This window comes from Cupriavidus sp. IDO (genome assembly GCF_000812465.1).
In the GTDB taxonomy this organism is placed as follows: Bacteria; Pseudomonadota; Gammaproteobacteria; order Burkholderiales; family Burkholderiaceae; genus Cupriavidus.
Map to the genome: position 1 here is coordinate 40,038 of NZ_JWMA01000011.1, position 13,366 is coordinate 53,403.

Below are 13,366 nucleotides of genomic sequence, written 5' to 3' on the forward strand. Positions count from 1 at the left end.
CGCACAGGCATGTCGGTCCAAGCCGACATGCCCATCAACGTCACGATCACCGCTGAGGAACTCGAGGAGCTGCTCGCAGAACGCGACGCAGCGCGCCAACTCCGCCTCGAACGTGATGTACTTCAGGGTGAGTTGCGCCTGGTAAAGGCTGAACGCGATCTGGCAGAAGAACGACTGCGTGCCTATCGGCGCGAACTGTTCGGCGCTAAGAGCGAAGCGCGTGATGCGGGCCAGTTGGGGCTGTTCAACGAGGCTGAAGCACTCACCGCCAACGCACAGCCTGCACAGGAAGACGTGCCCGGCACGAAGGTCGCCGCTCACACCCGCAACAAGCGCGGTCGCAAGCCGCTCGATCCCAATCTGCCACGCGAAGTGGTACGTCACGACCTGCCCGAGTCCGAGCGCTTCTGTGCAAACGATGGCCACGCGCTGGTCGAGATCGGCGTCGAGATCAGCGAACAACTGGACGTGATCCCGGAACAGGTCCGTGTCATCCAGCACCAGCGCGTCAAGCGCGCCTGCCCGTGCTGTGATCTGGGCATCAAGGTCACGCCGGCCCCGCCGCGTATCATCCCCCGTGGCCTGTTCACTGAGTCGGCCCTTGCCTGGATTGCCACCGGCAAGTACCAGTTCGGCATGCCCCTGTATCGCCAGGCCGCATTGCTGCGCCGCTTCGGCGGCGACATCTCGGCGAATACCATCGCCGCCAGCATGGTGCGCGTGGGCCAGTCCGTGCAGCCGGTGATCAACCTGCTGCGCGACACGCTGCTTGAATCTGACATCATCTACGGCGACGAGACGACCCTCCAGGTTCTGAAGGAGCCGGGACGGCGGCCACAGACGAAGAGTTACATGTGGGCGCAAATGAACGGCTCCGGGCCGCCCGTGCGCTTGTTCAGCTACGCGTCGGGACGCGGCGCCAAACATGCCAAGGAAATCTATGCCGGCATCCGTCCAGGTGCGGCGTTGATGACCGATGGCTACGAGCTTTACAACGGCTTGGCGATCGAGCACCAGCTCATTCACCTTGGTTGCTGGGCCCACGCGCGGCGTGCCGTGATCAAGGCAGAGGAGGCTGTGCCCAAGGCCCTGCGCACTCCGCAATTGACGGCCACGCGCTTCGTCAAACTCATCGGCAGGTTGTTCGCCGCCGAATCGCGCTCGGCCGACTGGCCGTCAGCGCGGCGACAGCGCCTGCGTCGGCGTTACAGCGCGCGCGTGCTGACGGTCATCGAGAAGCTACTGCTCGAACAGTTGCCAAACGTAGTGCCTGGCAGCCTGCTTGGAAAGGCGCTGCAATACCTGCATGGGCAGTGGCCCAAGCTCATTCGCTACGTCGAGAATGGGGATTGGCCGATTAGCAACAACGCCTGTGAAAACGCGATCAGACCATTCGTGGTCAGCCGCAAAAACTTCCTGTTCTCGACCTCCGTCGGCGGCGCAAAGGCCAGCGCTAACCTCTACTCGCTCATCGAGACCTGCCGGGCGAATGGCATCGAACCGTATCGTTATCTGACCTGGCTGTTCCAGCGCCTCCCGCTCGCACAGACCGCCGACGACTACACGGCGCATACGCCGTGGAACATGCCTGCTGAGCCCAACTGAATCTTGCGTATCACGCTGCAACTCTGAGGGGCGTCGTTAGAAGACTGCTTACCTTGGATGGGTAGGATAGGTGGTCTCATGCGACGACTCGCTGCGGCGGCGGTCCGCGGATCAAGGCACTGCGCGGGATGATCTCGATGATGAGCATCGGTGCGCCACAGTGCCGGCAGAGGAAGGGCGTCGGCGCAGCGAGATCGCTGTCCTCAGGTGGAGCGGTGACTTTGGCCACGGCATCCAACAGCTCACGCGCTCTGGCCAGGTTCGCGCGGCGCAGCGGGTTGGCAAGCAGACCATAGTGACGGATGCGATGGAAGCCGCCAGGTAGCACGTGCAGCAGGAAGCGCCGCATGAACTCACCGGCCTCCAGCGTCATGGTCTTCTAGCGAGCGCGGCCTTTGGCACGGCAATCCTTCCAGCGGAAGGCCTGCATTGATGGTCCTTTGCCCCTTATTGGCTCCTTATTAGCCAAACTCTTTGATATCCCCTTTGTGTTCGCCCTAAGCGGCGCGCTCGCCATCCTCGGCGACATTGCTCTGGGGCTGGCTTTGCGTGCTGAGGACGTACGGTGTTTCGTCGCGCAGGTTATCCCGCGAAAACGTCCAGGATCCCGCGTGTAATCTAACTTCGCGACTGCTGCAGCAATGAGCCTGCAGAAAGGCTAACACAGGGTCGAGTTGGCGCCAGCGCCGTATCGCTCCGCGCACGGTCGCGAGCGTATATCGTCGGCCTTCAAGCGCAAAATTGATCACCCAGAAGCCGCTGTAATCATAATGAACATCTGTGTCATACCGGCACCGAAGACAGCGAATCAAGCGATTCAGTTCAGCGACGGTAATCAACTCGATCTTAGGCAACTCGGCAACAGATTCGGATGCTTGTGGAGGTGTCATATTTGCGGTGTAGGGGTCGGCATCCCCAATGCAATTCCCATTTCAACCGGTGGCGCAAGCGCACTCGTGGCGGTGAAACACATTGGAGATGGGAGAACTGACTGGGCGAAAATTGATCCTTATCTAATTGCTATTTACGCTCGCCATTCTGAATTTTTTTGCCCAGGAGCATCTTGCTCCAAAACTGACTCACTGCGAAGGTTCCGTGAAACGTTTTCATACTCAGTTGAAGCGCATTCAAATAACTCGTCATGATGTAATCACGAATCGAATCAGCGCCTTAGTACACTACAGCAAGAAGACTTACAATACAAACATAAATTTATCGTGCAAGGCTCATAACGACATATTATTTGCTGCGATATGCGCTGCATTTCCGAGTTTTGACAGGAAAAACAACAAAATATAACTCATTATAAAATATCAAATCGCAAAATTGAATAATATACAAACTCAACCAATTAAATTAAATCAATTGAATTATTAAATGCGCATTGCCAAATCCATGTGGTTTTATCTATCGTTGTTTTGCGGCGCCTTTGCTGCCAACCAACCATGGAGTTCTCATGAAAAAGATTGCCCTCGAACCGACGCTCTCCTATCAATCGAACGACGCCTATAACAACATCTATTCCGCTCCCTTGGCCCGACGCATGATCTGACGGCACTCCGCCCCGGCAGGGCGGCAAGTCCGAGCCGGGGCGCATACCTCGCAACACCTGTTTATTCCGGGAGGTTTGCTTGACACCGTCCATCTTTCTCCGCGTCATCGATGGAAGATTGATCCTGTGGAACTACGCCACGCATGATCAATATGAGATCGATATCCCGCACCTAGAGCGAATCATTCAGCTGTCGAACGGATCGGTAGTCGGCAGCAGCGCCATTGACAAGACCATCGTGGCTTCCGGCTGCCTGGACCATACCGACCCTCCGGCTTGGAGATGGGATTGTCTTTCCAGGATTTTCCACATCGGCACGCAGATAGGCCTGCGTCCGGGAGGAGCCATGCAGCAAGGCGATGCCTACCGTGGCTACATCGAGTACTGCGCATCCATCGTGCACAAGATTCCCGAGCTCAAGGTAGAACGCCCTGGCAAGGTGGTTGCCCTTCCGCCCCCGGATCTTTCGGCGCTGGGCGATGCCACCCTGCGTCAGGCCCTGCATGAGCGGCAGACTTGCCGCTCATTCGATGCCGAAGCGCTTCCGCTTGGCGAAGTCTCAACTGCCCTCTGGGCCACGTTCGGCACGGTGCATGGCGAGACGCGGGAGGACCTCGAAGCGCAAGGACTGATGCCGATCGGATACCGGCGCACCTCCCCATCCGGAGGCGGCCTTCACCCGAGCGAAGCCTACCTTGTCGCCATGCGGGTCTCCGGTCTTGCGCCGGGCATCTATCACTATCGCTCCCATCGACACGAGCTGTCCGTCGTCCAGCAAGGCTTCGTGCCGGACGAGCTCGGGTCGCTGCTTTGCGCGCAGACTTTTGCCAATGACCTGTCGTACGGCGTTTTCGTGACATGCCGGTTCGACAAGATGTGGTGGAAGTATCCGCATTCCCGCGCCTATCGTGTCGCACTGCTCGATATTGGCTGCCTGACGCAGACGTTCCAGCTTGTCTGCGCTGCCCGCGGCATTCAATCGTGGCCGACGGGTTACTTCATGGATCACGAAATCAACGAACGGCTTGGCGTCGATACCGACAGAGAATCCGTCATGTTCTTCCTTGGGGCTGGGAAAGGAAATGGCGCCATCGCCCGGGAAGCGCTCAGCGTGCTGCGGGAACTCGCGGGCTAAGGAGTCGTAATGCGCCTGCTCGCCATGAAGCTTGGTCACGATGGCAGTCTGGCGTATGTTGCCGACGGCCGTCTCGAGTTCTCCTTCGAAGCCGAAAAGGACTCTGGCATGCGATACGCCCCGATCGGTGCCACGGACTTCCTCGACGCCATGCGACACACGCCGGAGATGCCAGACGTCCTGGTGACCAGCGGCTGGTCCACCGGCGCCGATCCCACGGGGCGCGCCATTGGGGCGGGATACCTGGGTCTTGAGCCTCCGCTTGTATTGGAAAGCAAGTGCTTCGGGCAGCCCGTCAGATGGGTCAGCTCGTCGCACGAGCGCTCCCATTTGATGAGCGCATACGCGCTGTCTCCTTTTCCGCAAGGCGAACCGTGCTACGCGCTGATCTGGGAGGGACATATCGGCGCGTTCTACTCGATCGACGCGTCGCTCGGCATGGAACGCCTTGCTAACATCATGGTCGGTCCGGGTATCCGCTATGCGTTTGCCTACGGTCTGGTCGATCCAACATTCTCACTCGCGCGCGGGCAGATTCGCCTGAGCGACGCAGGCAAGCTGATGGCGCTCGCGGCGTTCTCGCCGCCGACAACCCCGTCCCGCAACGAGGCTGCCTTGTTGGACAAGATCTTCGCCAGGCCACTGGCCGTGCCTCACCTGCACAAGTCGGATTTTCGGCATCTCGATGTCTACAATTGCGGGCTGGACTCGGCGCAGGCAGGGCGGGTGGCACGCCTGATATCCGACTGGATTTTTCACACGTTCCTCCAGGCCGTGGAACCACTGGTGCGGGAAAAACGTCCCTTGCTGATTGGGGGCGGGTGCGGACTGAACTGCGAATGGAATCGCCGCTGGCTGGATTCCGGGCTGTTTTCCGATGTTTTCATCCCTCCATGTGCCAATGACGTCGGTTCCGCACTTGGCTCGGCCGCCGATGCGCAATGGCACCTTACTGGGAATGCAAAGCTTAACTGGAACGTCTATTGCGGCCAGACATTTGTGGATGACGTGGGATACGCGACGGCGCGCCAGCTTGGGCCGTTCACGCGGATGCCTGGCGGAACGGAAGCCATCGCGGACGCGCTGCAGCGCGGCAACGTACTGGGATGGGTTGCCGGCCGTGCCGAGATGGGGCCCCGAGCGCTGGGAAACCGCTCCATTCTCGCTGCGCCGTTCGACAAGACGATGCTCGACCGGCTGAATACGATCAAGCGACGAGAATCCTTCCGGCCAATCGCCCCCGTCTGTCTGGAGGAAGAGATCGCGACCCACTTTGATCTGGAACGCCCGAGTCCGTACATGCTCTATTTCTGCAAGGTGAAATCCCGCGACCGGTTGCGGGCCGTTACCCACGTCGACGGGTCGTCCCGGGTCCAGTCCGTGAATGCCGTACAGAATCCGCTGCTGTATCGACTGCTTTCCGAGTTCAAGGCGCTGACGCATTTCGGGGTGCTATGCAACACGTCGCTGAACTTCAACGGTACTGGCTTCATCAATCGGACATCCGATCTTGTACGTTACGCAGAGAGCGCGGGGCTGGATGGCTTCGCTATCGACGGCGTACTGTTCAGCCGGGATCCGCGCAGGTCCACAAACACAATGACTGTATGACGAACCTGCAATCGGTGCCGGGATACCGCACACTTGCTGCCGCCCGCGTGCTGAGTTCAACCATTCTCTGGGTGGACTTCACGCTGGTCTTTTCGCTGCTTGGGTACTACTGGCAGGCCGATGCGGCCACCATCGGCGTGGCTTCCGCCTTGTATGGCCTGCCAGGATTACTTCTCGGCCCGTTCTTTGGCGCGCTCGCGGATCGCGTCAGTCCTGTCGCCATGCTTGTCGTCAGCTACCTGGCGCGCGCTCTTACTTCCCTTCTGCTGCTCTTCGCCCCTGACATTCACCTCTTTGTTCTGTTGGTCTTCCTCAAAGGCCTGGCTAACCTTGGTGCCATGCCCGCAGAGCAGGTCATTGTCCGGATGATGCTGTCGAAAGAACAGTTTGTTTTCAACGCCAGCATCATGACCACCATCGATCAGTTGACCAAGATATGTGCACCGCTGGTGGGAGCGGGCATGGCGAGCCTGCATCATCCGATGGCCGGATTCGGCCTGTCCGCGACATTGGGGCTGGCCGGCATCCTGTGTGTGTACCCGCTGCGAAAGCAAGTCGGGATGTCGAAGCGTGAAGAAGGCGGCAAGCAGGCACGCCGCCACCTCCACGCACTGTTCTTGCTGGCGCGCGACAATGCAGTGTTCAGGCGGGCTTTCGTCGCTGCCGTCTCCCAGACGGCAATTCTTGGCTTGTATGACCCCTTGCTGGCGCTTTTCCTGAAAGAGAAAGGCATGCCCGCTGCCACCTTCGGCATGATCGTCAGTAGTACCGCGGCCGGTGCCATTCTTGGCGCCCTGATCTTCAAGCAGGTTCATGCGGGAAGCAGACATTGCACGGCAACCATCGGCCTGGCGGGTTTCGGGTTGACGGTGGCGATCCCGGGATTGCTGGCTTGGGCGGCTATCGGCATGCCGGTCTGGCTGCTGCTGGCATTCTGGGTGGCAAACGGCTGCTTCTACGGTCTCACGGCCATGGGCTTCGGGGTCGCCATGCAGCAACAATGCCAGCTCGAGTCCATCGGCACTGTCAGCGCCACTGCCAGAAGCGTGCAGCTCGCGGCCCTGGTACTGGGGCCGTTGGCCGGCGCGGCGCTGGCCAAACCGCTGGGAATCTCCCTCGTCTTCGTCCTAAGCGGCACGATCGCCATCGTGATCGGAGGTGTTCTTGGACGGGCACCGCGAACCGGGATGCAGCCGCCACTCCTGAAGCCGCCGGTCGAACAAGAACGTCCATGAGACCGCATGCAGAGCCGGACCATGCGGCAGCCGCGGCACGGGTTCTGCAGCAGAGTTAACGACGCCAGTAGGCAGTGAGATGACGGCCTCTTTCATTGATTCTCATCTTGCCCTCATCGAAGAAATGAAATTTCGCTGAGCAAATTGTCGTCGCGGTCGGTTCTTTTGAATTTTATTCCACAGTATGGATTGACTATCGTGAAATCAAACACATCACTCCGCGCCGTGCTGGCTGCAGCGTCTCTGGCAGCGCTTTTCGCGGCGCCCCACACGGCGCAGGCTTTCAGTGTGACGAACGCCAACGGTCTTTCGCCATTCAACGCGGTCACTCACTGGGCTTCGGAAGTCGACTACGGGGTGATATGGGCGCCGCGCACCTTTGCCGGCATGGTGGATTTCGTTGCGCCGGAACGCGACGTCCACGGCGATTTCCGCATAGCTGTGGAGGCGCTGGTCAGCGGTGCGGCATATGGGCGCGCTAACGTGTACTGCATCCCACCGTCCGAACTCCAAGCCACAACGATCATCGACGAGCGTATGCGCCTCGTCTACGTGATCGGCCGCCCTACGGGGCGGCCCTGCGTACGTGCGTATCCATAGGCCCCCGCACCCCACTTCTAGTTGGCAGTCACGCTTCCAGTGGAAGAGCATTTGATGGGATGCTCGGCAAAGCAATCGAGCACCTCGTCGTGGAGCAACGACCGTCGTCAGACTGGGTGGGGGCCTACGAACAGATCAGCACGCCCGCGCCGTCGCTTCGCAAGCACCTATTTGAGATGGCGCGCACTTCTACCGGCAACGAGGCAAGCCTAGTGTCGGCCTGCTTTGTTCATATCGACGAACTACGCGACAGACACGGAGTCGCTTCAGGCGAGCCACGACATCCAGATATCGAGTCCGGGGCACCATGGCCGTTGCCGACGCATGGCGGTTCGGCACGAGGCGCGGCGGGAAAGTCACCATGATCGACGCCGTGAACATCGCCCTCTTGAGCGGCAGAGGTGACCTGTGATGGCCGTGCGCGCCGGCGGTCGCGGCGCGGAGGTAGCTGCGGGTATTGTGCTGCCTTCGGCCCGTGGTGCGATCAGGCCGATTCCATGCCCAGAGTGAGCGTGCCCGCGCTCACCATGACCGCGCCGCCGGTGTAGCCGAAGCGGCGCTGCGCGGCCGCGCTGGTCAGTCGCTTGGCAAGCAGCTTGGCGGCCAGCGCATACATCAACGCGTTGGCGACGGCCAGGCACACGAAGGTCGGCAGCAAGATCACGCTTTGCGATAGGAAGGTCTGATCGGCCGACATGAACTGCGGCACGAAGGCGACGAAGAAGACGATGCTCTAGGGGTTTAGCGCGGTCACCGTCCAAGCCGACAGGAAGCGGCGGCGCGCGGATTGCTGCTGCACGGGGATGGCAGTTTCGGGTGCGTCGTCGCGCAGGCGGCGAGCGCTCACGATGGACTTGATGCCCAGGTACGCGAGGTACGAACCGCCGACGAGCTTGAGCGCCGTAAACGCCGTGACCGAGGCTGCCAGCAGGGCGCCCGCGCCGGCCAGCGAGACCGTCATCGCGGTCGTATCGCCAGCCGCCACGCCCGCGACCGTGCTCCAGGCCGAGCGGCCGCGGTTGGCCAGCGAATCACCAATCACCAGCAAGATGGTCGGGCCGGGAATGAGCAGGATGATGATGCTGGTGCCGATGGAGGCCAGTCAAGTGTGAAGGGTCATGGTGGGCTCTCTTCTTGGGAATGAGGTGATAAGAGTTATCCATGAAATTTTGGGGGCGTCAAATGGCAGGGGATAAGCTCAGGCAGCCTCGAACGCATGCGTGGCACCGGCGCCCGCCCCCCCAAAAAAAAGACTGTGCCCACGTTGCTGCGCGAGGCTGAGCGCTAGGCCCGGCTGGAGCGCAGCGTGCGACTGATGTTCCTGGACAAGGGGCGTGCATCAGGTGCGAAGCCTCCGCGCCTTCGGCGCTGCGCGCTGCGCTTGCTCTCCGGGGAATCGGCCTGCGGCCCATCCCCGCCGCGCGTGGCTTGGCGCCCCTGTAATACCGCCGGGCCGGCTCGCGCCGAATCGGCCAGAAGACAGCCGCTACAGTAGCGGCAGAACCAGCATCATGATGCCTTGAGCACGAGGATCACCTTGCTGGATATGCAGCGCATTCCACCTTGAAGTCTGGGCGTCCCCGGCCAAGAGCACATGGCCGGGCGCGCTGTCGTGCGGCGCATCGAGCCTCGCTGCGCGAGTCTCGCCCCTGTCGGGCTTCCATCGTTCCCTCGCTCCGCTCGGCTGACGCCTCCGGCCCGGCTTCCTGATCCGGGCCTGCGCGCTTCGCTTGCGTGGGGTCTGCGCCAATTGCGGCCGGTTGCCTGTCCAGCCGTCTTCTTTCGCTCATCACCTTGTCGGCGACTGTAGCCCGCGGCCGTGTGCCATCAAGGCGCGCCGGGCCGTGTCCTCGGCTTCGCCTGTGGGCCGCACCAACCCGGCGCTTTTCTCCTTGACGGCCCCCGTCCGCGCGCTCCTGACCGTCGCGGGCGATGAACTCAGGAAAGACGGTGGCAACGAGGCCGGCCCAGGTCTCCGCGCCGACCCCACCGGAAAAGCCGAAAGGCGGGCTCCGAATCTAGGAATCCGGTGGTTTTCGACAGCTAACCCTTGTCAGGAGAAAGATCATGCAACTTGCATCCCGCTTCGCTTCCCTCTCGCCGGTGCTGCGCTCGGAATTCCCCTTGTCCGACGACCAAATCCGCAGCGTAGCCCCGTCCATCTTCGCAGTAGCCCCACATGGCAGTCGTTCAGAGCGATACCGCTATATCCCCACCGTCACGGTATTGGACGAGCTGCGCCGCGAAGGCTTCCAACCCTTCATGGTCTGTCAGACACGCGTGCGGCAGGACGACCGCCGCGAATACACCAAGCACTTGATCCGGCTGCGCCACGCCAGCCAGATCAATGGCAGCGAGGCCAACGAGATCATTCTGCTGAATTCGCACGATGGCACGAGCAGCTACCAGATGCTGGCCGGCATGCTGCGCTTCGTGTGCCAGAACGGCCTTGTTTGCGGCGATACCGTCGCCGATGTGCGCGTGCCCCACAAGGGCGACGTGGCCGGGCAGGTCATCGAGGGGGCTTACGAGGTTCTGCGCGGATTCGAACGCGTGCAGGAATCCCGAGAAGCCATGCAGGCTGTCACGCTGGACGACGGGGAGTCGAAGGTGTTCGCCCGCGCCGCGCTGGCCCTCAAGTACGACGACCCGGAGAAGCCCGCGCCGATTACGGCATCGCAAGTCCTGATGCCGCGTCGCCTGGATGACCGCCGCGCCGACCTATGGAGCGTGTTCAACCGCACGCAGGAAAACCTCATCAAAGGCGGCCTGTCCGCTCGCGCGGTCAACGGGCGCCGCCAGCGCACCCGCCCCGTACAGGGCATCGATAGCGACATCCGCCTGAATCGCGCCCTGTGGCTGCTGGCTGATGGCATGCGCCAGTTGAAGGCCTGACCCTCGCGGAGGGGCTTTCACCATTAAAGGCCCCTCCGTTCCTCTCGCTGCTGTGCCTGTCACGAATGGAGATACCACGATGAACGCCGTTACCCAAGCCGAAGATCGCGCCATCACCACCCTGGAAGTGGCCGATCCGACCAAGAACCTGATGCTGGTTGCGCTTTCGCAGTTGCTGGCGCGCCGTTCCAAGCGCAACGCTCGCACGACCGCGCGCATGTCCATCCCCGAACTGGCCGCCAGCATTGCCCGCGTCGGCTTGCTGCAAAACCTTGTCGTGATCCTTGCTGCCGATGGCAAGCATTACGAAGTGGTGGCCGGTGATCGTCGCCTGACCGCTTTGAAGTTGCTGGTGAAGAGGAAACACTTCGCCGCAGACCACGAAGTGCCGTGCCTGCTGGTGCCAGACGCCTCCGCCCGTACCGTGAGCCTGGCCGAAAACCTCTTGCGTGAGCAGATGCACCCCGCCGACCAGTTCGAGGCGTTCGCCGCGCTGGTCAAGGAAGGCCGTCCCATCGAGGATATTGCCGCCGACTTTGGCGTGGCCCCGCTGGTCGTGCAGCGCCGCCTGAAGCTTGCGAACGTGTCGCCGCGCTTGATGGCCGATTATCGAACGGGTGGCCTCACGCTGGAGCAGTTGATGGCCCTGACCATTACCGACGATCACGCCGCGCAGGAAGCGGCGTTCTACGGCGCGCCGGAATGGCAGCGGGGCGCATCCGCACTGCGCGAACGCCTGACCGAGCGTGAGATCGACGCCACGCACCCGTTGGTGCAGTTCGTCGGGCTGGACGCCTATACGGCGGCGGGTGGCGGCATCCGCTGCGACTTGTTCGCCGACGACGATAGCGGCAAATACCTGACCGATGCAGCACTGTTGGAAACGCTGGCGCGAGGGATGCTCGATATGTTGGCCGAAGGGGTTCGCGCCGAGGGGTGGGCGTGGATCGAAGCGGTGCCGCACCTGAGCTACGCCGAGCGGCAGGCATTCCAGAACGCTCCGCGCCAGCGTCGTGAGCCGACCCGCCGCGAGGCGCGCCGCGTCACATCGCTGCAGTCCCGTCTCGACAAGATCGACGCCGAACTGGAGGAAGCCTACGGGTGGATGAGGGAAAGATCGAGGCGCTGGAACAGCGATGCGGGCAGGTGACCGCTGAACGGCAAGCCGTGGAGGATGCCTTGCAGGGGTACGCCCCGGACGTGCGTGCCATTGCCGGTGCCATTGTCACCGTCGACCGCAGCGGCGAGGCGGTGTTGCATCGCGGGCTGTTGCGCGAGGCCGAGGCCAAGGCGCTGCGCACGCTCGAACGACTGCGGCAGGGTGTTGCCGGAGGCGAGGGCGCGAATGACGCGGAGGGCGAGGCGGCTGGGTCGGTGAAGGTCGCTGTCGGCCTGTCTGACAGGCTGGCGCAGCGGTTGAGCGCGCACCGTACCGCTGCGCTGCAAATCGAAGTGGCTCGGCATCCGCAAGTGGCGCTGGCTGCGCTGGTGCATAGCCTGGTGCAGGCCGTCGTGCGGACTGGCGCCCATGGCGACCGTCTGCCGCTCGGCGTGCGCCTGAACGTGCAAGACCGGCTGGAAGGTCCGGCCCCGGACTGGCCGGAGTCACCCGCTGCCGTGGCGCTACGCGAATTGCAGCAAGCATGGCGGGAGAAGCTGCCACAGGACAGCGCCGAACTGTTCGCCGCGCTGCTGGCGATGGAGCAGGGCGAGCTGGTGCGGCTGCTTGCCGTGTGCGTTGCGGCCACGGTGGACGTGGTGACGCCCCGCGCGATGCAGAGTCAACCTGGCGTGGAACTGGCGCAGGCGGTCGGGCTGGACATGGCCGCATGGTGGAAGCCGACCGCAGATGGCTACTTCCGCCATGTCTCCAAGGCCGTGATTCTGGAAGTCGTGGGGCAGTTCGCGCCCTCGCACGCTGCCCGGCTGGCGAAGCTCAAGAAGGGCGACATGGCCAGCGAAGCCGAACGCTTGGCCGAAGGCACCGGCTGGATGCCTGCACTGTTCACGAACGGGCACGACCCGGAGCCGGAGGCGTGCGCGCAGGCAGCAGCAGGTGCAGCGGATGCGCCGGACGAGGCCGCCGGCGAAGTGGCAGCCAGCACGCTGGCCGCATGACGTAGCTGCATCGCCCTGGCGCACTGCGCCGGGGCGTCCGCTCAAAACCGGGCGCGGCAGATCTGCCGCGCCCGGTCTCAACGTCCACAGCAAAAAACGCCACGTCGCCGCCTTCGGCCAGGCGGCGACGTGGCCGCGAGCAAGAGCCTTGCTCGCGGACCAGCGATCGGTGCCCGCAGAGGCGGGCAAAGTTTCGATAGCGCTCCGCCGCAATGGGCAGGGCGCGTGGGCTACGCCCTGGCTTGCTGCACCAGGTTGTGTGAAAGCGTGCCCTCCTCGATGCTGGCAAAACGTCGCCCACCACGTCACAACGGGCGGCTCACGGATACGCCGCCCGACCGCTATGGAGCTTTCGCGCCAATGCCTCGAAGACGTCGCCGCAAGCTGCGGCAGGGGCGTCCTCGCTCCTCGTTGAGAGAATAGGCCTGACCCGCGTTGGGGCGCAATCCGGTGCAGCTGTCACGCGGGGATGCCGAGTCGGCCACGACTCCTTTCGGGCGAGGTCGGCCCATGCGTCCCTTAGAGACCGTTTCAAAAAGACCCAGAGGGGGCTGTTAACCTTTCCGGCAAGCTGTTAACCTTGGTCGTCTGAACAACCGGAACCAAGGGGATGGG

Annotated in this window: 7 protein-coding genes and 3 pseudogenes; 8 read left to right on the forward strand and 2 right to left on the reverse strand. The window is 62.3% G+C overall.

Going from position 1 to position 13,366, the window contains the following annotated elements; translation table 11 throughout:
- The first annotated feature begins 27 nt into the window (after window positions 1–27).
- Window positions 28–1,605 (forward strand): IS66 family transposase, encoded by a 1,578-nt coding sequence (gene tnpC, locus RM96_RS03925; RefSeq protein ID WP_039007939.1) that lies wholly within the window; start codon window positions 28–30, stop codon window positions 1,603–1,605.
- Window positions 1,606–1,681: 76 nt separating this feature from the next.
- Here the strand turns inward: tnpC and RM96_RS03930 are convergent.
- Window positions 1,682–2,026 (reverse strand): annotated as a pseudogene (locus RM96_RS03930) (transposase); the annotation flags it as partial.
- Window positions 2,027–3,236: 1,210 nt separating this feature from the next.
- On the opposite strand from RM96_RS03930, the gene RM96_RS03935 reads away from it, so the two are divergent.
- From RM96_RS03935 to RM96_RS40780, 5 genes are all read left to right on the forward strand, one after another.
- Window positions 3,237–4,292 carry a SagB family peptide dehydrogenase gene (locus RM96_RS03935; RefSeq protein WP_039007923.1) on the forward strand — a complete coding sequence of 352 codons (1,056 nt, stop codon included), beginning with the start codon at window positions 3,237–3,239 and terminating at the stop codon, window positions 4,290–4,292.
- A 9-nt stretch (window positions 4,293–4,301) separates the two neighbouring features.
- Window positions 4,302–5,903, forward strand: coding sequence for a carbamoyltransferase C-terminal domain-containing protein (locus tag RM96_RS03940; protein ID WP_039007925.1), 1,602 nt, complete (start codon window positions 4,302–4,304; stop codon window positions 5,901–5,903).
- A complete protein-coding gene (locus RM96_RS03945; RefSeq protein ID WP_039007927.1) occupies window positions 5,900–7,138 on the forward strand; it encodes an MFS transporter in 1,239 nt (412 codons plus the stop codon). Before RM96_RS03940 ends, RM96_RS03945 begins: the two co-directional genes overlap by 4 nt.
- Before the next feature lie 198 nt (window positions 7,139–7,336).
- Window positions 7,337–7,738 (forward strand): hypothetical protein, encoded by a 402-nt coding sequence (locus RM96_RS39815; RefSeq protein WP_238587074.1) that lies wholly within the window; start codon window positions 7,337–7,339, stop codon window positions 7,736–7,738.
- A 59-nt stretch (window positions 7,739–7,797) separates the two neighbouring features.
- Window positions 7,798–8,103 (forward strand): hypothetical protein, encoded by a 306-nt coding sequence (locus tag RM96_RS40780; RefSeq protein WP_082016411.1) that lies wholly within the window; start codon window positions 7,798–7,800, stop codon window positions 8,101–8,103.
- A gap of 119 nt (window positions 8,104–8,222) precedes the next feature.
- On the opposite strand, the pseudogene RM96_RS03955 reads toward RM96_RS40780, so the two are convergent.
- Window positions 8,223–8,840 (reverse strand): annotated as a pseudogene (locus RM96_RS03955) (LysE family translocator).
- Window positions 8,841–9,805: 965 nt separating this feature from the next.
- On the opposite strand from RM96_RS03955, the gene RM96_RS03960 reads away from it, so the two are divergent.
- Together RM96_RS03960 and RM96_RS03965 are read left to right on the forward strand one after the other, a co-directional pair.
- On the forward strand, window positions 9,806–10,633 hold the full coding sequence (locus RM96_RS03960) for a DUF932 domain-containing protein (protein ID WP_039007931.1): 828 nt from the start codon (window positions 9,806–9,808) through the stop codon (window positions 10,631–10,633).
- A 79-nt stretch (window positions 10,634–10,712) separates the two neighbouring features.
- A pseudogene (locus RM96_RS03965) lies at window positions 10,713–12,751 on the forward strand (ParB N-terminal domain-containing protein).
- The last annotated feature ends 615 nt before the right edge of the window (window positions 12,752–13,366 follow it).

What these genes read in the sequence shown, in the direction of transcription:
- RM96_RS03960 (WP_039007931.1), top strand. Translation starts at nt 9,806, where the DNA reads ATGCAACTTGCATCCCGCTTCGCTTCCCTCTCGCCGGTGCTGCGCTCG.
- RM96_RS40780 (WP_082016411.1), top strand. Translation starts at nt 7,798, where the DNA reads ATGCTCGGCAAAGCAATCGAGCACCTCGTCGTGGAGCAACGACCGTCG.
- tnpC (WP_039007939.1), top strand. Translation starts at nt 28, where the DNA reads ATGCCCATCAACGTCACGATCACCGCTGAGGAACTCGAGGAGCTGCTC.
- RM96_RS03945 (WP_039007927.1), top strand. Translation starts at nt 5,900, where the DNA reads ATGACGAACCTGCAATCGGTGCCGGGATACCGCACACTTGCTGCCGCC.
- RM96_RS03940 (WP_039007925.1), top strand. Translation starts at nt 4,302, where the DNA reads ATGCGCCTGCTCGCCATGAAGCTTGGTCACGATGGCAGTCTGGCGTAT.